This is a genomic window from Actinocatenispora thailandica, from assembly GCF_016865425.1.
Lineage (GTDB): Bacteria > Actinomycetota > Actinomycetes > Mycobacteriales > Micromonosporaceae > Actinocatenispora > Actinocatenispora thailandica.
In genome coordinates this window covers 3,558,550-3,585,330 of sequence record NZ_AP023355.1, presented here as the reverse complement: position 1 = coordinate 3,585,330, position 26,781 = coordinate 3,558,550, and the positions used below count along the sequence as shown (strand labels likewise).

The 26,781-nt window shown below is 74.8% G+C and carries 26 protein-coding genes and 1 pseudogene; 9 read left to right on the top strand and 18 right to left on the bottom strand.

What is annotated here, in order from left to right; genetic code table 11:
• Window positions 1-10 precede the first annotated feature (10 nt).
• The 10 genes and pseudogenes from Athai_RS15890 to cobT form a co-directional block, all read right to left on the bottom strand.
• The gene (locus Athai_RS15890; RefSeq protein ID WP_203962200.1) at window positions 11-1,627 is read right to left on the bottom strand and encodes a hypothetical protein; all 1,617 of its coding nucleotides are present in this window, start codon (window positions 1,625-1,627) and stop codon (window positions 11-13) included.
• 214 nt (window positions 1,628-1,841) lie between these two features.
• A complete protein-coding gene (locus Athai_RS15885; protein WP_203962199.1) occupies window positions 1,842-2,588 on the bottom strand; it encodes a lysozyme in 747 nt (248 codons plus the stop codon).
• 180 nt (window positions 2,589-2,768) lie between these two features.
• Window positions 2,769-3,659: an AIM24 family protein gene (locus tag Athai_RS15880; protein ID WP_203962198.1), complete on the bottom strand. Its 891-nt coding sequence runs from the start codon at window positions 3,657-3,659 to the stop codon at window positions 2,769-2,771.
• A 7-nt stretch (window positions 3,660-3,666) separates the two neighbouring features.
• A complete protein-coding gene (locus Athai_RS15875; protein WP_203962197.1) occupies window positions 3,667-4,461 on the bottom strand; it encodes an AIM24 family protein in 795 nt (264 codons plus the stop codon).
• A 124-nt stretch (window positions 4,462-4,585) separates the two neighbouring features.
• A complete protein-coding gene (locus Athai_RS15870) occupies window positions 4,586-5,467 on the bottom strand; it encodes a hypothetical protein (RefSeq protein ID WP_203962196.1) in 882 nt (293 codons plus the stop codon).
• A gap of 1 nt (window position 5,468) precedes the next feature.
• Window positions 5,469-5,993 (bottom strand): SigE family RNA polymerase sigma factor, encoded by a 525-nt coding sequence (locus Athai_RS15865; protein WP_203962195.1) that lies wholly within the window; start codon window positions 5,991-5,993, stop codon window positions 5,469-5,471.
• Window positions 5,994-6,185: 192 nt separating this feature from the next.
• The gene (locus Athai_RS15860; RefSeq protein ID WP_203962194.1) at window positions 6,186-6,962 is read right to left on the bottom strand and encodes a (2Fe-2S)-binding protein; all 777 of its coding nucleotides are present in this window, start codon (window positions 6,960-6,962) and stop codon (window positions 6,186-6,188) included.
• A gap of 8 nt (window positions 6,963-6,970) precedes the next feature.
• Window positions 6,971-7,321 (bottom strand): hypothetical protein, encoded by a 351-nt coding sequence (locus Athai_RS15855; protein WP_203962193.1) that lies wholly within the window; start codon window positions 7,319-7,321, stop codon window positions 6,971-6,973.
• A 104-nt stretch (window positions 7,322-7,425) separates the two neighbouring features.
• Window positions 7,426-7,866 (bottom strand): annotated as a pseudogene (locus Athai_RS15850) (FHA domain-containing protein); the annotation flags it as partial.
• 148 nt (window positions 7,867-8,014) lie between these two features.
• Window positions 8,015-9,070 carry a nicotinate-nucleotide--dimethylbenzimidazole phosphoribosyltransferase gene (gene cobT / locus Athai_RS15845; protein ID WP_203962191.1) on the bottom strand — a complete coding sequence of 352 codons (1,056 nt, stop codon included), beginning with the start codon at window positions 9,068-9,070 and terminating at the stop codon, window positions 8,015-8,017.
• A 177-nt stretch (window positions 9,071-9,247) separates the two neighbouring features.
• Between cobT and Athai_RS15840 the strand changes: the two genes are divergently transcribed.
• Together Athai_RS15840 and Athai_RS15835 are read left to right on the top strand one after the other, a co-directional pair.
• The gene (locus Athai_RS15840) at window positions 9,248-9,934 is read left to right on the top strand and encodes a DivIVA domain-containing protein (RefSeq protein ID WP_203962190.1); all 687 of its coding nucleotides are present in this window, start codon (window positions 9,248-9,250) and stop codon (window positions 9,932-9,934) included.
• A gap of 138 nt (window positions 9,935-10,072) precedes the next feature.
• Window positions 10,073-11,308 carry an MFS transporter gene (locus Athai_RS15835; protein ID WP_203962189.1) on the top strand — a complete coding sequence of 412 codons (1,236 nt, stop codon included), beginning with the start codon at window positions 10,073-10,075 and terminating at the stop codon, window positions 11,306-11,308.
• Between the two features lie 37 nt (window positions 11,309-11,345).
• On the opposite strand, the gene xylB is transcribed toward Athai_RS15835, so the two are convergent.
• From xylB to Athai_RS15820, 3 genes are all read right to left on the bottom strand, one after another.
• On the bottom strand, window positions 11,346-12,728 hold the full coding sequence (gene xylB, locus Athai_RS15830) for a xylulokinase (RefSeq protein WP_203962188.1): 1,383 nt from the start codon (window positions 12,726-12,728) through the stop codon (window positions 11,346-11,348).
• A gap of 174 nt (window positions 12,729-12,902) precedes the next feature.
• Window positions 12,903-13,472, bottom strand: a complete 570-nt coding sequence (locus Athai_RS15825) for a DinB family protein (protein WP_203962187.1) — start codon at window positions 13,470-13,472, stop codon at window positions 12,903-12,905.
• 98 nt (window positions 13,473-13,570) lie between these two features.
• Entirely contained in the window at window positions 13,571-14,155 is a 585-nt protein-coding gene (locus tag Athai_RS15820; protein ID WP_203962186.1) for a TetR/AcrR family transcriptional regulator, read from the bottom strand.
• Between the two features lie 49 nt (window positions 14,156-14,204).
• Between Athai_RS15820 and Athai_RS15815 the strand changes: the two genes are divergently transcribed.
• Entirely contained in the window at window positions 14,205-14,624 is a 420-nt protein-coding gene (locus Athai_RS15815) for an SRPBCC family protein (protein WP_203962185.1), read from the top strand.
• 3 nt (window positions 14,625-14,627) lie between these two features.
• Here the strand turns inward: Athai_RS15815 and bla are convergent, their stop codons facing one another.
• A complete protein-coding gene (gene bla, locus Athai_RS15810; RefSeq protein WP_203962184.1) occupies window positions 14,628-15,575 on the bottom strand; it encodes a class A beta-lactamase in 948 nt (315 codons plus the stop codon).
• A 137-nt stretch (window positions 15,576-15,712) separates the two neighbouring features.
• Window positions 15,713-17,956 carry an ATP-binding cassette domain-containing protein gene (locus Athai_RS15805; protein WP_203962183.1) on the bottom strand — a complete coding sequence of 748 codons (2,244 nt, stop codon included), beginning with the start codon at window positions 17,954-17,956 and terminating at the stop codon, window positions 15,713-15,715.
• 63 nt (window positions 17,957-18,019) lie between these two features.
• Here Athai_RS15805 and Athai_RS15800 point away from each other — a divergent pair, with 63 nt between their 5' ends.
• Window positions 18,020-18,985 (top strand): helix-turn-helix transcriptional regulator, encoded by a 966-nt coding sequence (locus tag Athai_RS15800; RefSeq protein WP_203962182.1) that lies wholly within the window; start codon window positions 18,020-18,022, stop codon window positions 18,983-18,985.
• Window positions 18,986-19,037: 52 nt separating this feature from the next.
• Here the strand turns inward: Athai_RS15800 and Athai_RS15795 are convergent, their stop codons facing one another.
• Together Athai_RS15795 and Athai_RS15790 are read right to left on the bottom strand one after the other, a co-directional pair.
• Window positions 19,038-20,171, bottom strand: coding sequence for a glycoside hydrolase family 3 N-terminal domain-containing protein (locus Athai_RS15795; protein ID WP_203962181.1), 1,134 nt, complete (start codon window positions 20,169-20,171; stop codon window positions 19,038-19,040).
• Entirely contained in the window at window positions 20,168-20,527 is a 360-nt protein-coding gene (locus tag Athai_RS15790; protein WP_203962180.1) for a hypothetical protein, read from the bottom strand. The genes Athai_RS15795 and Athai_RS15790 overlap by 4 nt, the downstream gene beginning before the upstream one ends.
• Here Athai_RS15790 and Athai_RS15785 point away from each other — a divergent pair.
• The gene (locus tag Athai_RS15785) at window positions 20,519-21,037 is read left to right on the top strand and encodes an AAA family ATPase (RefSeq protein WP_203962179.1); all 519 of its coding nucleotides are present in this window, start codon (window positions 20,519-20,521) and stop codon (window positions 21,035-21,037) included. The two genes, Athai_RS15790 and Athai_RS15785, sit on opposite strands and share 9 nt — an antisense overlap.
• Window positions 21,038-21,043: 6 nt before the next feature.
• Here Athai_RS15785 and Athai_RS15780 read toward each other — a convergent pair whose 3' ends face one another.
• Window positions 21,044-21,709 (bottom strand): DUF899 family protein, encoded by a 666-nt coding sequence (locus tag Athai_RS15780; RefSeq protein ID WP_203962178.1) that lies wholly within the window; start codon window positions 21,707-21,709, stop codon window positions 21,044-21,046.
• Window positions 21,710-21,852: 143 nt separating this feature from the next.
• Here Athai_RS15780 and Athai_RS15775 point away from each other — a divergent pair, with 143 nt between their 5' ends.
• The 4 genes from Athai_RS15775 to Athai_RS15760 all read left to right on the top strand — a co-directional run bounded on the left by Athai_RS15775 (window position 21,853) and on the right by Athai_RS15760 (window position 26,691).
• Window positions 21,853-22,350, top strand: coding sequence for a DnaJ family domain-containing protein (locus Athai_RS15775; protein WP_203962177.1), 498 nt, complete (start codon window positions 21,853-21,855; stop codon window positions 22,348-22,350).
• A gap of 130 nt (window positions 22,351-22,480) precedes the next feature.
• Window positions 22,481-24,103 carry an MGH1-like glycoside hydrolase domain-containing protein gene (locus tag Athai_RS15770; RefSeq protein ID WP_203962176.1) on the top strand — a complete coding sequence of 541 codons (1,623 nt, stop codon included), beginning with the start codon at window positions 22,481-22,483 and terminating at the stop codon, window positions 24,101-24,103.
• Between the two features lie 415 nt (window positions 24,104-24,518).
• The gene (locus Athai_RS15765; protein ID WP_203962175.1) at window positions 24,519-25,739 is read left to right on the top strand and encodes an alpha/beta hydrolase; all 1,221 of its coding nucleotides are present in this window, start codon (window positions 24,519-24,521) and stop codon (window positions 25,737-25,739) included.
• A gap of 94 nt (window positions 25,740-25,833) precedes the next feature.
• Window positions 25,834-26,691, top strand: coding sequence for an SDR family oxidoreductase (locus Athai_RS15760; RefSeq protein WP_203962174.1), 858 nt, complete (start codon window positions 25,834-25,836; stop codon window positions 26,689-26,691).
• Window positions 26,692-26,781: the final 90 nt, after the last annotated feature.

Below are 26,781 nucleotides of genomic sequence, written 5' to 3'. Positions count from 1 at the left end.
GACGGCGACGCTACTGGTAGGAGATCATGTCCGGGCGGGGTTGCTTGGCCAGGGTCTGTCCCGGGCTCAGCATCGGATGGTCCTTGGTGCAGAAGTTCTTCCAGCCCAGCGCCACGCCGTCGGGCCGGGCACCGACGACTCCGGACCAGGTCTCGTCCTTGAGATCCGGACTGCCCTGCCCGTCCATGTGGATCAGCAGCGACAGGTTGTCGTGTCCGGTGTCCAGCCGGTCCTCGTGTCCGATCATGGACAGCTGGAACTGGTGCAGCACCAGCAGCTTCTGCGGCAGCCGGTGCGTCGCGGTCAGCCCGGACAGCCAACCGCTCACCCGGTTGATCTCGCTCGCGTCCACGGTGCCGATCTGCTCCAGCGGCCGCTGCCCGGCCGCGAGCTTCCACTCCGGGTCCAGCGCCAGCCCGACGTAGGGCAGGGCCAGCAGCGACCGGTAGCGCTTGGCCTGGTCGAGCAGGTCGGCGCGGCCCGGCTGCAGGTCGAGCACCACGTACATGCCGGCGGCGCCGGCCGCGCGCACCCACGGCCGCAGCGACGCGACGCTGGACACCGCCGAGTACCGGCCGTCCGGACCGGGGGAGGCCTGCGCGGTGGTGGCGATGATCTCGAAGGTCGGCACCACCGGCACCCCGCCCGTCCGGTACGGCTGGGCGACGCGCTTGGCGCGGGCGATGCTCGCGGCCAGGTCCTGCGCGCCGAGCGCGCCGAGGACCGGGGTGCCGGGATGGCCGTACAGGGCGACGAGCCGGCGGCCGGGGAACATCACCTGGCCGCCGCCGGGCAACTGCCGGCCGGCGACGGCCACCGCGAGCCGCTCGGTGAGCCGGTCGGCCGGGCCGAAGCCGGTACCGGCCGCCAGCACCGCCGCCGGGTCGCGGTGCGCGAGGGCGTCGATCGCTGCCGGGTCCGCGCGCGGGTCGTCGCCGTGTACCGGCACCACGCGGGCACCGGCCGCCCGAGCGGTGGCGGTGGCCGCCGCGGCACCGGCCCGGGTGGCCTGGTCGCCGCCGGCGTGCACCAGCACGGTCACCCCGGGCAACCCGCGCGCCGGCCGGGTGGTGGGCACGGCCGCCGGATCGGTCCGCACCGCGGTGGCCCCCGACGCCGAGCCGAGTGCCGAGCGCACCGCCCGCTGCGCCGCCGGGTCGACGGTGAGCACGTTCTGCGGGTGCAGCCGGCGCAGTTCCGCGCCGAGCGCGGCGGTACTCGCGTGCGTCGCCGCGCCGCCGGTGGCCGGTGGGGAGTCGGCGGCGGACGGGGAGCCGCTGGGCGCGCCACCGGCGCGACCGGTGCCGGCCGCGGTGCCGGCGACGAGCATCGGCACGTGGCGCTGCGCGGCCAGGGTGGCGGCCTGGTGCAACCCGCGCGGGTCGGTCGCCGCGGCGACGATCACCGCGGGCGTCGCGGCGAACAGGTGCCGGCTGACCGCGACCGACAGCTCCGTCGGGCTCGGGTCGTCGAGCACGGTGACCGACCGTACCGGCGTGGCGACCTCGGCCGGTGTCGGATCGTTGCCGGCGGCCGGCCCGGTACAGCCGGCCAGCGTCCCGGTGAGCAACGCGGCGGCGCCGACCAGCACCGCGTACCGCCGGCCGTGAGCACCATCCGTTCGCACGACTCGCCCCATATTCCCGCCTCATACCGAATGTCGGCGTCGACCATACTGGCCCCGCGATCGCGTGTCGCGCCGCCACACCGACGGACCGCGACGGGATGGCGGCCGACGGTCCACTATGGACAACGCTGCGGTGATGACGAGGTGACGCCCGGTACGGAAACGGTGTGACCGCCGAGCCAGAGGCCCGGCGGTCACGGGGTGGTACGACGGCTCAGTCGTGGTTGGTGGCGAGCGCCCGGAGCCGGGTCATGCTGCCGTTGAACTTGTCCTGGTCGCCGGGGAACGTGCCGGAGTCGGCGTTCTGCCACATGGTCCAGGTGGCGGTGCCGGCCGGGATCGACGTCGGCGGGGTGGAGCGGTAGATGGCGATCCAGAACGGGTTCGTCGAGGCGAACGCGCTGGAGTTGCCGGTGCAGGTCTTCCACCAGTCGAACGTCGTGTAGATCATCGGGTACTTGTTGTACCGGGCGTGGATCTCGTTGGAGAACGCCTTGATCCAGCTGACCATGCCCGAGTGCGTCTTGCCGTAGCAGGTGCCGCCCGAGTACGGGTTGTACTCGATGTCCAGCGCCGGGGGCAGCGTCTTGCCGTCGGCCGACCAGCCGCCACCGTGGTTGGCGAAGTAGTCGGCCTGCGCCTTGCCGCCGGACACGTTGGGCCGGGCGAAGTGGTACGCGCCGCGGATGAACCCGGCCTTGTACGAGTTGGTGTAGTTGGTGTTGAAGTTCGGGTCGCGGTAGCTGCTGCCCTCGGTCGCCTTCATGTAGGCGAACCGCGCGCCCTTGCTGTACTGGCTGGCCCAGTTGATCGTGCCCTGGTAGTGCGACACGTCGAAGCCCTTGACGTACGTGGCGGCCTGCGCGGGCGCGGCCATCCCGACGCACGCGACGCCGGTGGCGAGTACTGCCGCCGCGGACACGAGGACGCGTCCCACGGCGCGGGGAATGCGGACGATCATGCAGAACCTCCCGTAGGCGGCAGGCCGGACATGGCCGGCTCGGTCGGCAAACATTCTCATTGCCGGCGGAAGGTCTCAAGACCGTTTGAAGGATTCTTCCAGAATAGTTTCCGTTAGGTCGCTTTTGTGCCATGCTGCGGTTGCGGGCTGCGCGCCGGCCGGAGCCGGCGCGCAGCCGTTTCACCAGCGCCAGGACGTCACCGGCGAACTGCGCACGATCGGGTTGCTCGCCTCCGGCGGCTCGGTCACCGAGGACACCGCGACCCGGCCCGGTCCGATCAACCGCAGCCACACGTTGCGGTAGCTGTAACTGCGGGTGAAGAACCCACCGTTGCTGCGCGGGTACTCCAGGTGCAGGTGCATCTGCACCGACCGGTCCCGGTAGAGCAGCGCGGACGGCTGGATCAGCAGCGGCTGGTTCGGCGCCAGGTCGCGGACGAACGTGTTGCCCGGCGAGTGCAGCAGCAACAGCCCGGGTGCGTCGCGGGCGGTGAACACGTCACCGAACATGCCGATCGGGTAGTGCGTCTCGGTCTCGTCGCCGTTGCGGGTGCGAAACCAGATGCCGGTGTTCTGCCAGTCGTAGGTCACGTTGCCGGTCGCGGCGAGAAACCGGTGCTCGCGCGTCCAGATCGACTGGCCGTGCTCCAGCGGCAGACAGACGAGATCGCCGGCATGGTTGTCGGACAGCGCGATGTGCCCCGGCCCGCGTCCGGTGATCATGAACAGCGGCAGCCCCGACATCACCCGCTTCCAGCCACCGGACAGCCCCATCGAGGCCAACCGGGCCTGCGGGTCGGTCCACAGCAGCGAGTGGTGCGAGAAGTAGATGGACTCGTCCCCGGCCAGGGTGAAGTCGGCGACCGGCACCTGGGTCCCCTCGACCTGCAGGTACGACTGGCCGAACTGGATGCGCGCCATGTCGGTGATCGGCTCCTGGCGCTGCCAGCCGGACCGGGTGACCGCCGCGGTGACGTCCACCGGCGCCCCGCAACGCGGGCACGACACCCCGGTCGGGTCGCTGGAGTGCCGGCAGTACCGGCAGGTGTAGTGGTGCGTGGGTGCGGTCATCGGCGGCTCACCCGGTCTTGTGGTGCACGTACATCGACTGGATGCCGACCCGGCCCGGCCCCGTCATCTCCGCCAGGTACATCTTGCGCATCAGGCCGACCTTCAGCTCCTGCTGCACCGCCTGCATCTGCACGCTGGCGTCCTTGTACAGGAAGCCGCCCGGCTCGACCAGGATCTTCTCGCCCGGCCGCAGCATCCGCTCCATCACGTTGCCGTTGCCGTGCAGCATCAGGATCCCCGGCGCCGGCCCGGTGACGAACCGGTCCAGGTACATGCCGTTGCCGCCGTGCAGGATGTTCGCGAGGCCCTTGATCCGGATGAACGAGTAGCCCACCGAGCCCGCGGCGAGCAGGAACGCGTGCTCCCGCACGTCCAGCTCGATGCCGGCCGGCATCGGCAGCACCACCAGCTCACCCGGCGCGTCCCGGGAGAAGGCCACCCGGCCGGGGCCGCTCGCCACCGACAGCACGAACGGCATCCCGCCCAGCATCCGGCGAAACCCGCCGCCGGTCTGCATCGCCGACAGCGGCACCCCCTCGTCCTTCCACAGCATCACCTGATGCTCGAAGTACACCCAGTCGTTCGGGGCGAGCGCGAGTTCGGCCACCGGCACCAGCTCGCCCTCGACCTGGCACACGCTGCCGGAGAAGCGGAACTCGGTCATGTCGCGCAGCCGCGGCGCCTCACGCCACCCCGAGTCGCTGACCTTGTTGCGTACGTCCAGCGGCGCGCCGCAGGTCTGACACGTCGTGGTGCCCGGCGGGTTCTGCACCCGGCACCACTCGCATGCGATGCGATCCACCCTGGCTGCCTCCGTCCCGCCCCCCTCGGGGCCGGGTCGAAGGTAACAACCGGTGGCGAGGCACCGCGCCGCGGCCGCGCCCGCGCCGGCCCGCGGGTACGGCCGGTGACGGCCGGGTGGCAGCTCAGCCCTGCGGTCCCGCGGACCCGGGCGGTCGCCCGATCCCCCGAGTGGGCTGCGCGGCGCCGGCCGGGTACCCCTTCGGGTACAGCGTCAGCACCTGCACGATGCCGACGAGCGCGTCCGTGGACAGCGTGGGCTTGGTGCGCTGCGCGTGCGGATCGGTGGCCTTGCTCGGCGGCTGGTCGTGTTCGGAGTAGTTCTCCTCCATCAGGTCGATCGCGGTGCCATCCGCCCGCTGCGCGTTCACCGCGTACCGCAGGACGCCGTTGCCCAGCTCGTCGACCTGCACGGTCAGCGCCGTCCCGTCGGCCAGCTGGCGCCGGGTGCAGGAGCCGGGCGCGTCCGTGCAGGTGTACGGGTAGACGCCGGCGCCCGGGTTGACGTCGATGAACAGGTACGACTTGCCGGCCCGGTCGTTGAGGATGCCGGCCGCCTTGTATCCACCCTGGCTGCCGTAGTAGGTGAACGGGGCGTCGTGCCGTCCTTGGTACAGCGCGACCCAGCTCGACGTGGCCTGCGGCGCGGCGCGCTGTAGCGCGTCCACGGTGACCGCCCGCAGGCGCGCGGTGGCGTGCCGGGGAGGCTCGGTGACCGAGCCACCCGGCGATCTGCTCGGGGCCGATCCCGGCGTCCGGCTCGGGTGGGCGCGCGCGGACGACGCGTGACCACCGGTCGGCCCGGCCGGCTCGGCCCGCTGCCGGTCCCCGGACGGTACCGCGAGCGCACCGACCACGACCGCGACGGCCGCGGCGGTGCCGCCGCCGGCCGCCAGCCGCCGGCGGTGCCGCCGCCGGTCCTCGGTGCGGACGATCCTCGTCACGTCGAAGCCCGGTGGCGGCGGCGCGGCGCTGGCCCGTTCCAGCAGTTCGGACAGCTGTTTCATGTCAGTACTCCCTTGCGAAGGCGATCCCGCTACCCAGCCGGCCGCGCAGCGTCTCCAGGGCCCGAGCCGTCTGGCTCTTCACCGTGCCCGTGCTGCAGCCCATCGCCACCGCGGTCTGCTCCACCGACAGGTCGTTGAAGTAGCGCAGCACCAGCACCGCCCGGCGGCGTGGCGGCAGCTCGGCCAGCAGCGCGACCACCGCCATCCGGTCGTGTGTACCCTCCGGGCCAGACCCGGCGTCGGCCGGCCGTTCCGGCGGTGTCGCGGTGGCGTGCTCGCGCCGCCACGGTCGCCGCCGCTCGTCCAGCCAGGCGCGCAGCAGCATCCGCCGGGCGTACGCGTCGAGGTCGGCGAGGTGCTCGACCCGGCGCCAGCGCCGGTACAGCTTGGCGAGCACGATCGCGGTCAGGTCGTCGGCCGTGTGCCAGCTGCCGCAGAGCAGGAAGGCCGTGCGACGGAACCGGTCCAGCCTGCTGCGGGCGAACTCCGTGAACGATGTGGCCGCGTCCGGCCCCGTGCTCGTCACCTGCCACCTCCTCGGTGCACCTGGAAGCTAAACGGAGCCCGGAGGCGTCCCGGTTGCCCGTGCGCACGAGGAATCCGCGAGACCGTGCGCCGCACCGCCGGGCCGCTCGAGGTCGGCTCCTGCCGGCCGACCGGCGCACTCGGCAACGGACGCGGTGCCGGGCTGCGGGCGCCACCGGGGGTGCCCGGCCGCTCAGTGCCGGATCGCGAGGACGCAGTCGCCGCAGAGGTTGCCGGGCCGGGCGCGCCCGGCCGTCCGGTAGATCAGGCAGCAGCTGCGGCGGCGCAGTCGGCCGGCCCGGTCCACGGTGGCCGTACCGCGCAACGGCTGGGTGCGCAGCAACGCCGAGAGCAGCGCCAGAGTCCGATCGCGGCGCTCGGGCGCGCCGGCGGACAGCATGCCGGCCGCCCCACCGAGCGCGGATGCCACGTTGCCCCAGCGGATCCGTACCGACAGCGGCCACCGGCCGGCGGCACCGACCAGGTCGCCGGCCACCGTGTCGAGCACTGCGCGCCGGAAGTCGCCGGCCACCGCGTCGGTGTGCCATGGCCGGCCGGGCGCCGGGTTCGGTACCGCGAACGGGAACGGACCGCCGAGCGCCGGCTGCCAGTACAGGTTCCGGAGCGACCACGGCAGTACGGTGCCGGTTTCGACGGCGACCGCCAGTGCCGGGGACAGCACCCGGGCCATCAGCCCCAGCTGGGTGACCGACGCCGCGACCCGTTCCTCGACGGCGGTCGGCGCCACACCGGCCGCCATGGCGAGCCCGGCTCGTACCCGCTCGACCCGGTCCGTGAGCACCGCCGGATCGTCGGTCAGTTCCCGCATCGGCCGCCACGGTGGGCCGGGCGGCGTCGCCGGGTCGAAGGCCTGGACCGCGAAGAACGGGCCCAATCCGGCCAGCATCGCGACCGGATCCGCCGGACCACCCGGCTCGGCCGCGGCCGAGCCGACCCCGCCGTCAGCCATCCGCCGGCTCAGCCGCCTGCGGTGACGACGACGCCGGCGAGGGCGGCGCCATCGATCACGGTGCCGCCGGAGCCCGCCGCGGTCGGGATGTTCGCGGCGGTCAGCCCGTCGAGATAGAGCCCGGCCTGGTCGCCGGCGCCGGCGACGGTCGCCGCGCGGTGGCCGACCTCGATCCGCCGCACGGTCACCTCGCGCGGGCCGTCCGGCAGCTGGATGACCGCCTGCGCTCCGACCTGGACGGTGCCCTCGACGACCGAGCCGACGGCGACGACACCACGCAGCGGCACCACGAAGGCGTTGTCCAGCACGAACCGGAACGAGCCGGCGGGCGGGGTGGTGCGGTGGCCGCGCAGCCTCACCGGCGTCCGAACAGGCGGGCGAAGAAGCGCCCGATCGGCCCGGACGGCCCCGGCTCGCGGCGGGTCACCGGCGGCGGGGCGGGGCCGTCGGCGGGCGGCTCCGGCTCGGTGCCGGGCTGCCCGGAGGCCACGTAGACCAGCCGGAACTTGCCGATCTGCACCTCGTCCCCGCTGGCCAGCGTCGCGGTGTCGATGCGCTCCTTGTTCAGGTAGGTGCCGTTGAGGCTGCCGAGGTCACGGGCGACGATGCGACCGCCGTGCCGGGCGAACTCGACGTGCTTGCGCGACACGGTCGCGTCGTCGAGCAGGATGTCGCTGTCGGCGTGCCGGCCGGCCACCGTGCTCGGTGCGTCGAGCAGGAACTGGGCCGGCGCGTTCGGGCCGTTCTTGACCACGAGCATCTTCGCGCCGGGCGGCAGGTTGCGGGCCAGGTCGGTGGCGGCCACCTCGGTGCGCGGATCGTCCAGGACGTCAGCGAGGTCACCGAGATGCAGCACCGAGGTTGCGTCCGGCGCGGCGGGCGGCACCTCATCGTCACGTCGCATCGGCCCACCCTAGCAGCGTGTCGGACGCGGACGGCGCACCGGCCGCACACCGGTACGAACCGTCCGCCGGCCGTCGCCGACCGCAGCGGGCGCCGAGGTCGCAGAACAGGATGAATCTGTTCGTACCGCGACGATCCCGGCGCCGCGCTCAGCGCTCGCTGACCGCCGCGTCGTCGAAGGTGGCCACCTCGTGCAGCGTGCGTGCCGCCGCCTGCACCAGCGGTACCGCGAGCAGTGCGCCGGTGCCCTCGCCCAGGCGCAGATCGAGGTCGATCAGCGGCCGGAGCCCGAGCTGGCGCAGCGCCGCCTGGTGTCCCGGCTCGGCCGACCGGTGGCCGGCGATCATCACGTCGACGGCCCGCGGCGCCAGTGCGGTGGCGACCAGCGCGGCGGCGCCCGCGATCACCCCGTCCAGGACCACCGGGACCCGGGCCGCCGCCGCGCCCAACAGGTAGCCGGCGAGCCCGGCGTGCTCCAGCCCGCCGACCGCGGCGAGCACCCCGACCGGGTCGGCCGGATCCGGCCGGTGCCGTTCCAGCGCTCGGCGCACCACGTCGACCTTGTGCGCCAGCATCGCGTCGTCCACCCCGGTACCGCGGCCGGTGACGGACTCGGCGCCGGCGCCGGTGTACGCGGCGATCAGCGCCGCCGACGCGGTCGTGTTGGCGATGCCCATGTCACCGGTGACGAGCAGTCGATAGCCCTCGTCGGCCAGCCGGCCGGCGACTCCGGCGCCGGCCACCAGCGCCGCCTCGGCCTGCTCCCGCGTCATCGCCGGCTGCCTGGTCAGGTCGGCGGTACCGGGGCGGATCTTGGCGGCGATCAGGTCCGGCCCGGCCGGCAGATCGCTCGCCACGCCGATGTCGACGGTGCGCATCGCGGCGCCGACCTGGCGGGCGAACGCGTTCACCACCGCGCCGCCGGCCCGCATGTTCGCCACCATCTGTGCGGTGACCTCCTGCGGCCACGCGGTGACGCCCTGGGCGTGCACCCCGTGGTCGGCCGCGAAGACCGCCACCGCCACCGGCTCCGGCAGCGGCGGCGGGCAGGCGCCGGCGACCCCGGCCAGCCGTACCGACACCTCCTCCAGTACGCCCAGCGAACCGGGAGGCTTGGTCAGCCGGTCCTGCCGGGACCGGGCGGCCGCCATCGCGGGCTCGTCGGCCGGGCCGATGCGGGAGAGAACGGTGGTCAGGCTCGACATCGGCACATCCTCCGGTTCGCGGGACACCGCACCCTACCCAGCGCCCGGCCGGGTGGCGTGCTGGGCGACGTGGCCGGTTGCCCGGCTCACGGCGACCTTCCGGTGCTGGATGCCTCGAACGGGGCACATCCGACCAACCGCGCATGGCCGCCCGCCCGGTGTGCAAGCATTCGGGCCATGGGGAGCAACGGGGCGGCGTCGGGCGCATCGTCGCGGGTGGGCACCTTCGAGGTCGTGCTGTGGGGATACGACCGCAAGCAGGTCGACGCGTGCATGGCACAGCTGGAGGAGCAGCTCACCGCGCTCTACGACGAACAGCGCCAGGCCATGGCACTCACCGACGAACTGCATCGGCTGCGGTCCGAGAACGCCGACCTGCGGGCCCGGCTGTCCGGGGTGCCGGTGGTCCACCCGGTCGGCGCCCGGGTGCAGCAGATCCTCGCGATGGCGGAGGAGGAGGCGACCGAGCTGCACAGCACGGCCGACCGGCACCTCGCCGCGGCCCGCGAGGACGCCGCCGCCATCGTCGCCGCCGCCCGGCAGGAGGCGACCCGGGCCCGCCGGGACTGTGAACTCGCCATGCAGCAGCTGCGGCGCAGCCAGCAGGACGAGGCCGAGCAGCTGATCGCCCGGGCGCGGGCGGATGCGGACCGGATCCACGCCGAGGCGCGCAACGCGACGGGCACCCGGCGCCGCCGCCCGGCGCGCGCCGACCGGGGCCGCGCCGAGCACCCACCGGCCGACCACGCGCCGGCCGGGCCGGCCCGCCCGAATGCCGACGGAGGTACCGAGCCGCGGCGCAGCCGGGCCGCGAGCCACGACCGGTCCCGCCCGGTACCGGCGCTGCGCGACGATCCGGCCTGAGCACCGTTTCGGCGCACCGTGCGGGCCGCAGGGCCCGCGCCGGTGCGCGTTTCATCCTGCGGGAAGGCCGCCGCACCGGCCGGTGAGTTCGACCACTGGCGCTTCGGACATAGCCGGCGCGACTGACAGGCTGACGGTGTGAGTACGACTGTCGACGCCGGGCCCCACCGGCTGCTGCGCCGGGCCGCCTACGCCACCGGTGGGGTGTTCGCGCTGTCCGGCGCGGTGCAGGCGACCTGGGTGTCCCGGCTGCCGGAGGTGCGCAGCACACTGCACGCCGACCCGCGGTCGCTGGGGCTCGCCCTGCTGGGTACCGCGATCGGATCGGTGGCGTCGACCCCGGTCACGGGCCGCCTCGCCGCCCGGTACGGCAGTCGCGCCGTCGTCGCGGGTGCGATGGTGGTGAGCCTGGTCGGGCTGGTCGGGCTGTCGCTGGTGCACTCGGTGCCGGCGCTCGGGCTGGTCCTGGTGCTGTTCGGGTTCGGGTACGGCGGCTGGGACGTGGCGATGAACATCCACGGCCACCACGTCGAGTCGGCGGCGGGCCGGGCCTGGATGCCGCGGTACCACGCGGTGTGGAGCGTCGGTGGATTCGTCGCCGCCGGGCTGGGCGCGGCGGTGGCCGGCGCGCGGGTGCCGGTGCCGGTGCACTTCGCGGTGGCCGCGGTGCTGATGGCCGGTGGCGTGCTCGGGTTGCTGACGCTGTTCCGGCGAGACGGCCGCAACGCGCGGGACCCGGCGTTTCCCCCACCGGCGGTGCCGGTGGGCGACGCGGAGCCGACGCCGACGGTGTCGGTGGGGCGGATCGTGACGCTCCCGTTCATCCTGCTGGGGGTGGTGATGGCGTGCTCGACGGTGGTCGAGGGCGCCGCCTCGGACTGGCTCGGCATCTACTTCAACACGGTGCGGGACGCATCCCCGGCCGCGAGCTCGGCGGCGTACACGGTGTTCGCGATCGCGATGGCGGCCAGCCGCGGCGCCGGTACCTGGACGATCGCCTGGCTCGGCCGGGGCCGGGCGGTACGGGCGTCCGCCCTGCTCGCCCTCGCCGGGGTGGCGGTGCTGCTGCTGGCGCCGGTCACCGGGCTGGCCTACGCCGGCGCCGCGCTGTGGGGCCTGGGCACCGCGATCGTGTTCCCGGCGGTGATCAGCGCGGCCGGCGACACCGCGCCGGGCCGCGCCGCGCAGGCGATCTCGATGGTCACCCCGATCGGCTACACCGGGTTCCTGGTCGGGCCGCCGCTGGTCGGGCTGCTCGCCCAGCACACCGGGCTGGAGCACGCGCTGTGGCTGATCGGCGGTCTCGCCGCGGTGATGGCGCTCCTCGCCGGCGTCACCCGGGACCGCCGCGCCCCGGCCACCGCCCGTACCTGACCGCCGCGGCCGGCGCGCGGTCAGGTCTCGGCACGGCTCAGCGATCGTGCAGCCGGTGCCGGGCGGTGCGGTAGCGGGCCCGCAGCTCGGCCGGCCAGTCCGCGCCGGCCGGCTGGTACCGGGTGCCCTCGGGTCGCGGCCATGCCGGCGGCTCGGCGGCACCGGACAGCGCCCAGGCGGCCTGCCGGGCGGCGCCGAGCGCCACGTACTCGGCCGGCTCGGGCACCAGCACCGGCACCCCGAACACCTCCGGGGCCGCGGTGCGCACCGCAGCCGACCGGGAGCCGCCGCCGATCAGCAGCACCGTGTCGATCGTGGCGCCGTGCGCCCGCAGCTCGTCGAGCGCGTCGGCGAGCCCGCAGAGCACGCCGAGCACGCTGGCCCGGGCCAGGTTCTCCGGGGTCATCGCGGCGCGGGTGAGCCCGAGCAGGGTGCCGGTGGCGTCCGGCAGGTTCGGGGTGCGCTCCCCGTCCAGGTACGGCAGCAGGGTCAGGCCACCGGCGTCCGGCGCGGCCGCGGCGGCCAGCGTGTCCAGGCCGGCGAGGTCGGTACCGAGCATCCGGGCCGTGGCGCCGAGCACCCGGCTGGCGTTGAGCGTGCAGGACAGCGGCAGGAACCGGCCGGTCGCGTCCGCGAAGCTCGCCACCGCGCCGGTCGGGTCCACGACCGGCGCGCCGGCCAGGGCGAACACCGCCCCGCTGGTACCGATCGAGACGACCGCCTCGCCCGGTGTGAGGCCGAGGCCGAGCGCGGCAGCGGCGTTGTCGCCGGCACCGGCCGCGAGCAGGGCCCCGTCGGCGGTCTCGCCGGCGACCGCGTCGGGCGCGAGCACCTCGGGCAGCGCGGTGTCGTGGCCGAGCGCGGCGGTGACCAGGTCGTGCCGGTAGCGGCCGGTCGCGGCCGAGAAGTACCCGGTGCCGGAGGCGTCGCTGCGGTCGGTGGTCGGCTCGCCGCGCTCGCCGCGCAGCCGCCAGGTCAGCCAGTCGTGCGGCAGCAGCACCCGGGACACCCGAGCGGCGTGGGCCGGCTCGTGTTCGGCAAGCCAGGCCAGCTTGGTGACGGTGTACGACGCGACGGGCACCAGGCCGACCGACGCCGCCCAGCCGTCCGCCCCGTACTTCGCGGTCAGCGCGGCGGCCTGCGGCGCCGAGCGCACGTCGTTCCACAGCAGGGCCGGCCGGACCGGGCGGCCGGCATCGTCGAGCGCCACCATGCCGTGCTGCTGGGCGCCGACACCGACGGCCGCCGCACCCCCGGCCGTACCGCCGGCGTCGGTCAGCGCCTGCCACCACGCCTCGGGGTCGACCTCGGTACCGTCCGGGTGCGGCGCCTGGCCGGCCCGCAGCACCCGGCCGGTCTGCTCGTCGACGGTCAGCACCTTGCAGGACTGGGTCGACGAGTCGATCCCCACCACGGCCATCCCGGTTCCTCCCACCCGATCGGCTCCGGCCCGCGGCGTACGGACCGGTTCCGATCATGCCTCGCCGCGCCGGACCGCGGCCCGGCGCGGTGCCGTCGCGGGTCGGCAGCCGCCGGCGGGGCCCACGGTGCCGCCGCGGGACCGGCCGGCGAACAGGTCGGTGCCGGCTCGCGATCAGCCGGCGAGGCGGGCCCGGTACAGGTCGCGCAGCAGGGCGATCTCGGCGCCGTGGTGGATCGCCTCGCGGTGGATGTGCAGCACCAGCGCCGCCATCGGCAGCTCGCCGTACGGCCCCTCGGCCGGCCCGCACGGCTCGGCGAGCTGCGCCGGCGTCAGCGCGCGCACCCCGGCCATCCAACGGGCGTACTGCTCGTCGAGCTGGGCGAGCGCGGTCGCGGCGTCGCCGGCGTACCCGAAGCTGTCGTAGTCGGTGGCGGGGGCGCCGAAGTGGCTCGCGTTGCGCATCGCGAACACCCCGACGATCACGTGCGCCAGGCGCCACGCGATCGTCGTGACCGGCGCCGGGTCCGGCGCGGGATGCGCGAACTCGACGACGTACCCGCCGGCGCCACCGGCGTGCGAGGTACCGCTGGCGCCGGCCGGCCGCACGCTCCAGCAACCCGCAACCGGTTCCCAGAAGTACTCGTCGTCGGTGAGGCCGGCGAGCCGCGGTCGCAACTGATGGTTCCAGTGCCAGTCGAGCTGGTCGGCGAGGTTGCCGGTCCAGTCGATCTCGGTGCTCATCCGTGTTCCTCCCGGGTCGGCGGCGCCCACGAGACGCCGCGTCGGGCGGTGCCCCCTGGTTCGTTCGGTCCTGCCGGGGACGCTAGCGCCGGTTGCGGTCAGCTCCGGTCCGCATCGCGCCAGCGTTGCTCCAGGCCGGTGAAGAACCGCTCGGCGGCGGCATCGAGCGCCGCGTCGTCGCCGGTGGCGAGCCAGTCCAGGGCGAGGCCGCGGGCCACCGCGAGGCAGAGCCGGGCGTCCGCGGCGGCCTCGGCCGGCGGTACCCCGGCGGCGGTGACGAACTCGACGAGCGGGGTGAGCCACGATTCGACCACCCCGGCGAGCATCGGCCGGGTCGCCTCGTCCGCGCCCAGCGCCCGCCCGTACAGCTCGAAGAACAGCCGCATGTACGGGGCGAGCGCCGGATCGTGCAGCTGCCGGTACATGCCGCGCATCACCTGGCCGGGCTCGGCGCCGGGCGCCTCGCGCAGCGCGGCGAGGGCGGCGAGCTGGCGGCGTTCCATCTCCCGGGCGACCGCGACGAGCAGGCCGTCCTTGCTGCCGAAGTGGTAGATGAGCATCCGGTGGCTGGTGCCGATGCCGGCGGCCAGACCGCGCAGGGTCACGTCGGTGGTGCCGTGCTCGGCGAGGTGGTCGATCGCCCGCTCCACCAGCGCCGAGCGGGGGTCGTGAGCGGCTGCCATGTACCAGATGGTACATGTACCATCTGGTACATCAGCCCAGGAGGCAGTCATGCACGTGGAGAAATCAGTACGGATCGCCGCGCCCGCCGACGAGATCTGGCGGGTGCTGGTCGACGTCGAGCGCTGGCCGGAGTGGACCGCGTCGATGCGGCGGGTGGAGCGGCTCGACGACGGCGAGTTCACCGTCGGCAGCCGGGCCCGGGTGCAGCAGCCGAAGCTGCGCCCCACGGTCTTCGAGGTCACCGAGTCGACGCCGGGCGAGTCGTTCGTGTGGCGAGCCCGGGTCAGCGGCACCGAGATGCTCGCCGGCCACTACCTGCGACCCGACGGGGACGCGACGCTGACCAGGTTGACGTTCGACCACACCGGCGGCCTCGCCGGGGTGATCGACCTGTTCTACGGCAAGCTGATCCGTGAGTACGTCGGAATGGAGACCGCCGGCCTGCGCCGGGTCTGCGAGGCCGCCTGACGCTCACCCGGCGTGCGGACACAGCGCGGCGACCACCGCCTTCGCCGCGGCCGCGACGAGCGAGTCGTCCGGTGTCGCGCCCTTCGCCTGCCTGGTGCCGAACACCGCCAGGACGATCGGCGCCCGGTGCGGCGGCCACACCACGGCGACGTCGTTGCGGGTGCCGTAGGCACCGGTGCCGCTCTTGTCGCCCACCGTCCAGCCGTCCGGGACACCGGCACGGACCAGCCCGGTACCGGTGGTGCTGCCGCGCAGCCAGCCGTCGAGCAGGCGGCGCCGGTCGGGCGGCAGCAACCCACCGACCGCCAGGCCGGCGAGGTCGGTGGCCAGCGTGCGGGGCGTGCTGGTGTCCCGGGCGTCACCCGGTACGGCGGTGTTGAGTGAGGTTTCGGTGCGCACCGGCCGGGTCACCCGGTCGCCGAGACCGGGCAACCGGCCGGCGAACGCCCGGACGCCGCCGAGCTGGTCGGTGAGCAGGTTCGCCGCGGTGTTGTCGCTGTCCCGGATCGCCGCCACGCACAGCGCCCGCACGCTCATCCCGTCGGCGACGTGCTTGCCGGTGTCGGGGGAGTAGTCGACCAGCTGGCTCCGGTCGTAGTGCACGACGCGGTCGAGCCGCACCGACGGTGTCCGCAGGACCAACCCCACCAGCACCGCCTTGTACGTCGAGGCGTACGGGAACCGTTCGCCGCCGCGCCAGGACACCGTGCGGTGGCTGCCGGTGTCGATCGCGTACACGCCGAGCCGGGCCCGGTGGGCCGACTCCAGCCGCCGGAAGCGGGCATCGGTACCGGCCACCGGGGAGCCCGACCCGGCAGCCGCGGTCGGCAGCGCGGTCGACGGTGCCCGGCCCGGCGCCGCCTGCCGGGTCGTCGAGCAGCCGGCGAGCGCCAGCGGGACCAGTGCCGCGAGCGCGGCGGCGCGGAGCGGGCGGATGGTCGAACGGGTCATCCGGCGGGTCCTGTCCTGTGCGGAGATCGGCGGTGACGCCGGCGGGTCACCGACCAGAGTGCCATCTGCGGTCCGCGCGACCGGCCGGTCCGGGCCGGGGTGAGCGTCGGGTACCGGAGCGGCCGGAGCGCGGCGGGCTACCGCGGGCTCCCGGCGCGCAACGCGGCGGCGAGCGCGCGGCCGGTCGCGGTGTCGGCTGCCGCCAGGTCGGCCGGTGGGCCGGTGAACACCACCCGACCGCCCTGCCGCCCCGCGCCCGGGCCGAGGTCGATCACGTGGTCGGCGTGCGCGACGACGTCGAGGTCGTGTTCGACCACCACGACGGTGTGCCCGCGCGCGACCAGGCGGTCGAAGATGGCGAGCAGGCCGTCGGTGTCCGCCGGATGCAACCCGGTCGTCGGTTCGTCGAACAGGTACACCCGGCCCGGATGGCGCAGCTCGGCGGCCAGCTTGAGCCGCTGCCGCTCGCCACCGGACAGCGTGGTCGACGGCTGGCCCAGTGGCAGGTAGCCCAGCCCGACCTCGACCAGCCGCTCCAGCACCGGCCGTATTCTCGGCTGGCCGAACACCTCGACCGCCTGCACAGCGGACATCCGCAGCAGGGCGCCGATCGTGTGGCCGGCCAGCCGGTACCGCAGGGCCTCCGGGCCGAACCGTTCGCCGCCGCAGTGCTCGCACACGGTCACCATCGGGTCGAGAAACGCGAGGTCGGTGTAGATCAGACCGAGCCCACCGCAGTGCCGGCAGCCGCCTTCGGCGTTCGGGCTGAACAGCGCCGGGGAAACGCCGTTCGCGGCGGCGAACAGCGCCCGGATCGGGTCCAACAGGCCGAGGTAGGTGGCCGGGCAGGACCGGCGGGACACGTGCACGGCGGCCTGATCGACCAGCACCGCCGCCGGACACGCCGCGACCAGACCGGTGCACACCAGGCTGCTCTTGCCGGAGCCGGCGACACCGGTTACCGCGGTCAGCACGCCGGTGGGTACCGCGACGTCGACGTCCCGCAGGTTGTGCTGGTGCGCGCCCCGAATCGAGATCGCGCCGGTCGCGGGCCGGGGGCAGGTCCGCACTACCGGTGGCCGGCGCAGCCGCCGACCGGTGTCGGTGTCGAGCCCGGCCAGCGGCCCGGCGTGGGTGAGCCGACCGCCGGCCGCCCCGGCACCGGGGCCCAACTCCAGCACGTGATCGGCGGCGGCCACCAGCGCCGGATCGTGCTCGACCACGATGACGGTGTTTCCCTTGTCCCGCAGCGAGGTCAGCAGGTCGATGACCTGGTGCAGGTCCCGCGGGTGCAGGCCCGCGCTGGGTTCGTCGAACACGTAGGTCAGGTCGGTCAGGCTGCTGCCCAGGTGCTTGACCATCTTGACCCGCTGCGACTCGCCGCCGGACAACGTGCCGGTGGGCCGGTCCAGGGTCAGGTAGCCGAGGCCGATGGACACCAACCGGTCCAGCTGGGCCCGCAACGCCGCGACGACCGGTGCGACGGTCGGGTCGGTGACCGCGGTGACGACCGGTACCAGCTCGGCGATCTCCATCGCGGTGCACTCCGGCAGGGTGTGCCCGTTCAGCCGGGCGCCGCGGGCCGCGGCGGACAGCCGGGCGCCGTCGCAGGCGGGACAGCGACGCTGGGTGACGACCCGTTCGAACGCGGCCCGGGTACCGCCGGTGAGCGACGCGACGTCCTTGCCCAGCCAGATCCGCTCGAAGCGGGTCAGCAGCCCCTCGTACCGACCGTGCGGCCGGCCGGCGGTACCGGTGTCGCCGCGCAGCAACAGCTGCCACTCGGCCTCGGTGTAGTCGCGCAGCGGTTTGCCGGTGTCGAAGTGGCCGGATTCGGCCAGGCTGCGCCACATCCAGCCGCCGGCCTGGAAGGTCGGGAAGCGGATCGCCCCGTCGTCGAGGGACCGCCCGGTGTCCAGCAGCGCACCGATGTCGACGGAGCGCACCGTACCCAGGCCGGTACATTCCGGGCACCAGCCGGCGGGTTCGTTGAACGAGAACGCCGAGGAGTCGCCGATCCCGGGCCGGGCGGCACGCGAGTACAGCAACCGCAGCAGGGACGCCGCCTCGGTGACGGTGCCGACCGTGGAGCGGGCGTTGCCGCCGAGCCGGCGCTGGTCCACCACGATCGTGGCTCCGAGCCGGTGCATCGCGTCCACGTCCGGTGCGCCGTAGCGGGGCAGCCGGTTGCGCACGAAGCTGGTGTAGGTCTCGTTGAGCTGTCGCTGCGCCTCCGCGGCGAGCGTGTCGAAAACCAGCGACGACTTGCCCGAGCCGGACACCCCGGTCACCGCGGTCAGCCGTCGTTTCGGGATGTCCACGTCGATGCCGGTCAGGTTGTGCTCGCGGGCGCCGACGATCCGGATCCGTTCGGTGTGCATGCGGCCGACGGTGGGAACCGATGTGGACACCTGGTGGCCACTACTCGCGGCATGCTGGGTGATGTGAGCGGACCGAGCACGCGGATCCTGCGGCTGCTGTCGCTGCTGCAGTCCGGTCGGGGTGTCGCCGGAGCCGAACTCGCCCGCCGGCTCGGCGTGTCGACCCGAACGCTGCGCCGCGACCTCGACCGGCTGCGCGAGCTGGGCTACCCGGTCGTCGCCGACCGCGGCCCGGGTGGCCGGTACCGGCTGGTCGCCGGCGCCGCGCTGCCGCCGCTGATGCTCGGCGACGACGAGGCGGTGGTCACGGTCCTCGGACTGCGGCTCGCCTCCGCCGCCGAACTGGGCGCCACCACCGGCGCGGCCCAGGCGGCGCTGCGCACCATCGAACGGGTACTGCCAGACCGGCTCCGGCAGCGCGTCGCCGCGGTGTCGGCGACCATCGACGCGGTCGGCCGGCCGCCCGGCTCGGTGTCGCTGGACGCCGTCGCGGCGCTCGCCTCGGCCGCGTACCACCACCTGGACGTGCGGTTCCGGTACACCACCCGGGCCGGTACGGACCAACTGCGCCGCGCCGAGCCGTACCGGCTGGTGCTCTTCGGCCGCCGGTGGTATCTGCTGGGCCACGATCGGGACCGGGACGGCTGGCGCACGTTCCGGCTGGACCGGATGGTCGGGCTGACCGTACCCGGTACGACGTTCCGGCCGCGTCCGGTGCCGGCGGCAGGCGCCGTGCCGTTCGTCGCGGCGGCGGGTACTCCGCCCGGCCGGCAGCGCGGCGTGGTGCGGTTCGCGGCGCCGGTGGCGACCGTCGCCGACCGGTTGCCCGCCGAGGCGGGCGAGCTGGTGGCCGTGGACGAGTCGTCCTGCCGCTACACCACGCCGGCCGACAGTTGGGAGTGGCTCGCGTCGATGCTGGCCCTGGTGGGAGTGCCGTACACGGTGGAGTCGCCGCCGGAGCTGATCGAGCACACCCGCCGGCTGGCGGCCCGGCTCGCCGCCGCGGCCGGCGACGCGCCGGCGTCGTAGCGCGCCGCGGCGGCACCGACCGGCTGCGGTCGGCGGCTCGGGCGGCCGACGCTCAGCCGAGGCCGTCCCGGAGGGCGGTGACGCGGTCGCCCGCGGCGGTGAAGTCGGACCGATCCAGCGAGCCGTCCTGGTAGCCGGCGGCCAGCGCGGTGACCGCATCGGCGCCCTGCGCGGGGTCGCGACCGGAGCAGAGCAGCAGGTCCATCCCGGCCGCGGCGGCGGCGAGAGCGCGGTGCCCGGTGTCGCCGTACGACTTGAGCGCGCCGGCCTCCAGCGCGTCGGTCACCGTCACGCCGTGGAAGCCGAGCCGGCCGCGCAGCTCGTTGGCGATCACGGTGTGCGACATGCCGGCCGGGTGCTGCGGATCCAGCGCCGGGTAGGTCGCCCAGGACGCCATCACCAGCGGCACGCCGGCCGCGATGGCCCGCTGGTAGGGCTTCTCGTCGATCGACCGCAGCTGCGCCGCGGTGGTGTTCAGGGTGACCGGCACCTCGTCGGTGTTCTGATCGGCGCCGGCCGAGCCGAGGCCGGGGAAGTGCTTGGCGGTGGCGAGCACGCCGCCGGCGGCCTGCGCGGTGACGAACGTCGAGCCGAGCTTCGCCACCCGGTCCGGATCCGAGCTGTAGGACCGGCCGTACTGGTCCATCAGGTCGCCGGGGCTGCGGTACACGTCGAGCACCGGTGCCAGGTTGACGTTGAGCCCGGCCTTGCTGAGGGTGGCGGCGGCGCCGGTCCCGGCCGCCTTCGCCGCCGCGGTCGGGTCGCTCGCCTGCCCGATCTGCTTCGCCGACTGGTTCGGTTCGCCGGGCAGCCGGCGGATCTCGCCGCCCTCCTGGTCGGTGAGCAGCAGCAGCGGCTTGGCCAGCGGGCTCTTCCTCGCGGCCGCCTGCAACCGGTCGGCGACCCGGCGCACCTGGGCGATGCTGGAGACGTTGTCGGAGAAGAAGATCACCCCGGCGACCTCACCCTTGCCGATCGCGGTCAGTAGGCTGTCCGGCGGGGTCAACCCGGAGTACGACCAGATGACCCGCTCGCCGGCGAGCTGCCGCGGCGTGAGGGTGGCCCGGGTCGCGGACGGCGAGGGCGTGCCGCTCGGTGCGGGTCCGCCGGCCGCGGGCAGGAACGACGCGTGGCCGCTCCCGTCGCGGCCGAGGAACAGGCCGACCGGCACCGCGACCGCGATCACCAGGACGGCGGCGAGCAGCCAACCGCGTCGCCGGCTTCGCGCCGTACCGCCTCCGCGCTGCCGCGCCGTACCGCCTCCGCGCTGCCGCGCCGTACCGCCTCCGCGCTGCCGCGCCGTACCGCCTCCGCGCTGCCGCGCCGTACCGCCTCCGCGCTGCCGCGCCGTACCGCCTCCGCGCTGCCGCGCCGTACCGCCTCCGCGCTGCCGCGCCGTACCGCCTCCGCGCTGCCGCGCCATGTCGATCCGTCCTCACCTGCCGGTTTGCTGGCGATTTCCCGCGCTTTCGCCACCCTACCGGCGACCCGGGCGGCGCGCCCGCCCACGACATCCAACGACGGGGGAGAAGTATGCGTCATGTGCTCACCGGTGGCCCCGGCGCCGGCAAGACCACGCTGGTCGAGGCGCTGGCCGCGACCGGCCTGCCGGTCGTACCGGAGTCCGGCCGGGCCATCATCCGTGATCAGGTCGCGGCCGGTGGGGACGCCCTGCCGTGGCGTGACGCGGCCCGCTTCGCCGATGCGATGATCGAGGCAGACATCACCGCGTACCGGACGGCGCCGGCCGGCCCGGTGATCTTCGACCGGGGCATCCCGGACACCATCGGCTACCTGCGGCTGTGCGGGCTGCCGGTGCCGCGACGGTTGACCACGGCGGCCCGGCAGGCCGAGTACCGGCGGATCTTCGTGGCGCCGCCGTGGCCGGCGATCTACCGCACCGACGGGGAGCGCCGGCAGGACCTGGCCGAGGCGCGCGCCACCCACGACGCGATCGTGGCCGTCTACCGCGAGCTGGGGTACCGGCCGCAGCGGTTGCCGCGCGCCGGGGTCGCGGCCCGGGTCCGCTACGTCCTGGACCGACTCGGTTGAGCCGGATCAGTACTCGTCGCGGCGCGCGCCGCGCTGGTACGGGTTCTGCTGCGGCCAGCCGTCCGGCGAGTCCTCCCAGGTCTCCTGCCGGCCGTAGGCGACGCGGTCGAGGTAGCCGGGAAAGCTCATCAACGGCTCCACGCCGCGGCCGGTGGTGGTGTAGGTCAGGTACACCTCCTCGCCGACCCGCAGGTAGCAGCTGACGCCCGGGATCTCCGCGTCGTCGACGGTCCAGCCCCAGTCGGTGTTGAAGTCGTTGTGGTACGACGACACCCAGGGCTCCGGCCAGCCCATCCGCCGCCGGTACGCCTGCAGCTTGTCGATCGGCGCCCGGGACACCCGCGCGAAGCCGACGTCGTACGGTCCGAAGTGGACGGTCGGTGGCACGTTGTCGGCGAACATCGAGCAGCTCGGGCAGCCGGCGTCGGCGTCCGGGTGGAACATGAAGTGCTGCACGACCAGCTGCGACGCGTCGCCGAACAGCTGTCGCAGGCGCACCGGCCCGGCCTCGCCGGCGAACACGTAGTCGCCCACCGGTGTCATCGGCAGCCGCCGTCGCCGCGCGGCCAGCCGGTCGCCGGCCCTGGTGTGCTCCTTCTCCGCGGCCAGCAGCTCGTCGCGGGCCCGTTGCCAGCCGGCCCGGTCCACGATCGGCGGATGCGCGCGTGTCATCGGGATGTCCCTTCGTCGCTGATGCGCTGCGGTCGTGGTGTGGACGACGCCGGTCGCCGCGATTCATCGGTACCGGCGCCCCCGCGGCCCCGGCCCGCGGTGCCGCGTTACCGTGGGGGCAGCCGAGGCGGAAGGCGGCGCCGATGGACAGCTCGCAGTACGAGTCGCTGATCGACCAGCAGATCCGCGAGGCCACCGAGCGCGGTGAGTTCGCCGATCTGCCGGGCGCCGGCAAGCCGCTGCGCAACCTCGACGCGACCAAGGACGAACTGTGGTGGCTGCGCGAGTACATCGCGCGTGAGGGGCTGTCCAGCGACGCGCTGCTGCCGCCGGCGCTGCAACTGCGCCGGGAGATCGAGCGGCTGCCGGAGACCGTGCGCGGGGCGCTCAGTGAGCAGAACGTCCGGGAGACCGTGTCCGGCCTCAACCGCCGCATCGCCGACTACCTCAAAGCCCCGACCGGGCCGGCGATGCCGGTCGCCCCGGTGGACGCCGACACCGTCGTGGCCCGCTGGCGCGCCGACCGCGCCGCCCGCTCCCGCCGGCCGGCCGCCGCGCCGGCCGCGCCCGCGGGGGACGCGCCGGCCGCTGCGCCGCGGTCCGGGCGGTCCTGGTGGCGCCGGCTGGTTCGCCGCCGTTGACCGGGGCGGTGCCGTTCGGCGCCGCTCCGGATCGTCGACATCGCCCGACCAAGTCGGATCTGTCCCCTTGATCTGGGCGTCTCGGACAGGGAAGCTGACAGCGTTGTCAGTGCCCGCCTGGAGGACGCCCATGGAATCCGCATCGCAGCACAACAGCCGACCCGACGCCGGCCCCGCCCGTACCGGCCTGCCCCGCCGACGGGTGCTCGGCGCCGGCGCCGCCGGACTCGCCGCGGCGGGCCTCGCCGGTGTCGCCGGCCCCGCGACCGCCGCGCCGCAGCGGGCCCCGGAAGGCACCGCGGTGCCCGGTCCGGCCGCGGCGGACGATCGACCGGCCATCGAGTTCGCCGCGGCGGTCGACCGGTCGCTCGGCGCGGCGTACCGGGCCGCGCTGCACAACCTGCTCGACATCAACACGGTGCCGTACGACCCGGCCGTCTACGACCGGACCGGGCTGCTGAGCGACCCGCCCGGCACCTTCCTGCGGGCCGGCGGCGGCTACGACCAACCCTGGACCCGGGACGCAGCCACCAACTCCGCCAACGCGGGCAGCCTGCTGTGCCCCGCGGTGGCGCGCAACACGCTGTGGGCGGTGTGCGACCGGGACACCGACGGCGGCCTGATCGTGCAGCAGGACAACCAGTGGTGGGACCAGATCGGGTGGGCGGTCGCCGCCTGGCACCACCACCTCGTCACCGGGGACGACCGGTTCCTCGCCGACGCGTACCAGGCGGCGCGGAACACCCTGCGGGCCAACCGGTCCGCGCACCACAACGCCGACTACGGGCTGTTCGAGGGGCCGGCGTTCATGCAGGACGGGATCGCCGGTTACCCGGCCCCGCCGTACGCGGACGGCAACGGTTCCTCGTTCGTGCTGGACTATCCGGGCGCGGAGACGATGATGTGCCTGTCCACGAACTGCGTCTACCACGCGGCGTTCCTCGCCCTGGCGCAGATGGCCGAGGCGCTCGGCGACCGTGGCGCGGCGGGCGGCTTCCGCGGTGCCGCCGCCCGGCTGCGTGCCGCCATCAACCGACACCTGTGGCATGCCGGCACCGTCAGCTACGGCTACTTCGTGCACGGCAGCGGCGCCAAGGCCGGGGTCCTGGAGCCGTACCAGGAGGCCGCCGGCCTGGCCTTCGCGGTACTGGCCGGCGTCGCGTCCGGCGCGCAGGTGCGCCGGCTGTTCGCCACCGCCCACCGCGAGCCGCGCGGCGTGGTCAACGTCTGGCCGCACTTCGCCCGGTTCGACGACACGCATCCGGGCCGGCACAACGTGATCGTGTGGCCGATGGTGGTCGGCATGTACGGCCACGCCGCGGCGGTCGGCGGCCGGGGCGACCTGTTCGCGCGGGCGGTCACCGACATCGCCGCACTGGCCGGCGGCGACGGGCACTTCTGGGAGCTGTACAACGCGCGCAGCGGCGCCCCGGACGGCGGCTGGCAGGTCGGGCACCAGTGGGACTCCGAGCCGGACCAGACCTGGTCGGCGACCGGGTACCTGCGGCTGATCCACCGCGGGCTGTTCGGTCTCCGGTTCACCCGGCGCGGGCTGCGGCTGGCGCCGACGCTGCCCGCCGGGTGGGGCCCGGTCCGGCTGCGCGGGCTGCGGTACCGGAACGCGACGATCGACCTCACCCTCACCGGGGCCGGCAGCCGGGTGGTCGCCGCCACCGTGGACGGCCGGGCCCGGCCGCCGGTGCTGCCGGCCGACACGGTCGGCCACCACACGATCGCCGTCGAGCTGGCCTGACCTGCCGCCGGGCCGCAGGTGCGAGCGGGCCCGGCGCCGCTGGCGGGCCGGCTCCGTGGGCGCTGCCGGCGGGCCGGCTCCGTGGGCGCTGCCGGCGGGCCGGCTCCGTGGGCGCTGCCGGCGGGCCGGCTCCGTGGGCGCTGCCGGCGGGCCGGCTCCGTGGGCGCCGCCGGCCGGTGTCACCCGGATCCCGCTCACGGTCGGAGAACTGGCGGCAAGCTAACCGAATGCTTGCCGCGGGCCACATAGCGTTGGCTCATGAGTCGACGTGCACGAGCCGGTGTCGGAGGCGCTGCGGTGCGCCGCTGCGGGGTACCGGCGAAGGAGGAACGCCCATGAGCGGGCGGCCGCGAGCCAGTCGCGGGTGTCGTGCCTGGCGGTGGCCCGGGCGGGTGCCGGCGGGGGAGGGACGCCCGTGAGTCTCACCGGGGTGCCGCTGCTCGTCCTGGTCGCCGTGCTGGCGGTCGCTCTACCGGTCGCGGCGGTGCTGTGCTGGCGCTGGCGGCGGCTGCGGCTGACCAGGACGGCCGCGCTGGTGCTGTGCGGCCAGGTGCTGATCACCTCGACGTTGCTGCTCGCGGTCAACCGGCAGCAGCAGTTCTTCACCAGCTGGTCCGACCTGTTCGGCGACCAGGACATACCCAGCCTGCCCAGCCCTTCGCACGGCGCCCGAGCGCTGGGCAACGGGCACGAACGGCGCGCCGCCGACCCGGCCGGACAGGTGTACGCGATGCGCATCAGGGGGCCGCGCAGCCACCTGAACCTGCCGGCCGACGTGTACCTGCCGCCGCAGTACGACCAGCCCGGATGGGCGCACCACCGGTTCCCGGTGGTGGAGTTCCTGGACGGCTTCCCGGGCAACCCGCAGCGCTGGCTCGGCGCGCTGCGGTTGCGCGACACCCTGGACAGCCAGATCGGTACCGGACGGATGCCGCCGGTCGTCGGGGTGCTGCCCACGCAGTCCACCAACGCCCTGCACGACAGCGAGTGCATCAACCAGGTACACGGCCACCAGTACGCGACGTACCTCATCGACGACGTGCGCAGCGTGATCGGGAAGCGGCTGCGGGTCGCCACCGGCCGCCGGTCCTGGGGCCTGATCGGCTACTCGACCGGCGGCTTCTGCGCGAACAACCTGGCCCTGCAGCCCGGGTACCGGTTCGCCGCCGCGGCGAGCCTGTCCGGCTACTTCCAGCCCTACCTGGACCGCTCGACCGGTGACCTGTTCGCCGGCAGCCGGGCCGCCCGCCAAGCCAACGACCCGCTGTACCAGGTCACGCACGCCTCGCGGCTACCCGCGCTGTCGTTCTTCGCCATGTGCGCCACGCCGGACCCCCAGCCGTGCGCCGAGGGCAGGTCGTTCGCCGCCGCCGTGCACGCCCCGGTCCGGCTCCGCCGGCTGGTGCTGCCCACCGGCGGGCACAACATGGTGACCTGGCGGGCGGTCACCCCGACCGCGCTGGACTGGCTCGGCGGCAAGCTGCGCGCCGGTACCGGACCGGCCGCGCCGGCGCCGTCGCGCACCGCGCTCCCAGCCCCGTCGCGTAGTGCGGCACCGGTACCGGCCCGGCTGCCGGCCACCCCGACCGGCGGGCCGCCGGCCACCCCCGACCGGCGGGCCGCCGGCCGGCGCTGACCGGGGCATCCGGCTGCGCGGCCGGAGCCGATCTCGTAGGTTCGGCGGGGACGGCCGGCATTCCGCCGCGTCGCGTCGGGCGGGGGAGACGGACATGATCGCGGTGACCGGGGCGAGCGGTCAGCTGGGCGGGCTGATCGCCCGGCTGCTGGCGGTGGCCGGCGAGCGGACCCGGCTGATCGGCCGCAGCGCGGCGCGGCTACCGGTGCTGCCGGGCGGGACGCCGGCGCCGGTCCAGGACTACGCCGACGGCGCGTCCATGGGCCGGGCGCTGGCCGGTACCGACACGCTGTTGCTGGTGTCGGCGACCGAGGCGCCGGACCGGGTCGAGCAGCACGCCGCCGCCATCGACGCCGCGGGGCGGGCCGGAGTGCGGCGCATCGTCTACGTCTCGTTCGTCGGCGCCGCGCCGGACGCCACCTTCACGTTCGCCCGCGACCACTGGCACACCGAGCAGTACCTGACCGCGAGCGGGCTCGCGCACACCGTGCTGCGCGACAACCTGTACCTCGCCGGGCTGCCCGCCATGGTCGGCGACGACGGTGTGCTGCGCGGCCCGGGCGGCACCGGCCGGGTGGCCGCGGTGGCGCACGAGGACGTCGCGGCCGTCGCGGCCACGGTACTGACCGGGGACGGCTTCGACGGGGTGACACTCGACGTGACCGGTCCGGAGGCGCTCACCCTGTCCGAGGCGGCCGAGGTGATCGGCCGTTTCGCCGGCCGGCCGGTTCACTACGAGGCCGAGACCGAGCAGCAGGCGTACGCCTCGCGCGCCCGGTACGGCGCGCCGGACTGGGCGGTCGCCGGTTGGGTCAGCTCGTACCTGGCGATCGCCGCCGGTGAGCTGGCCGCCGTGCGGCCGACGGTGCCCGACCTGACCGGGTATCCGGCCCGCACGCTGGCCGACTTCCTGGCCGAGCATCCGGACAGCTACCGGCACCTGGTGCGGTGACCGGCGCCGCCGGCCCCGGCCGGTCCCGCGAGTCCGGTCGTGTACAGTTAGCGCTCGCATGCGCCCTTCCCCGAAGGCAGGCCGAGACCG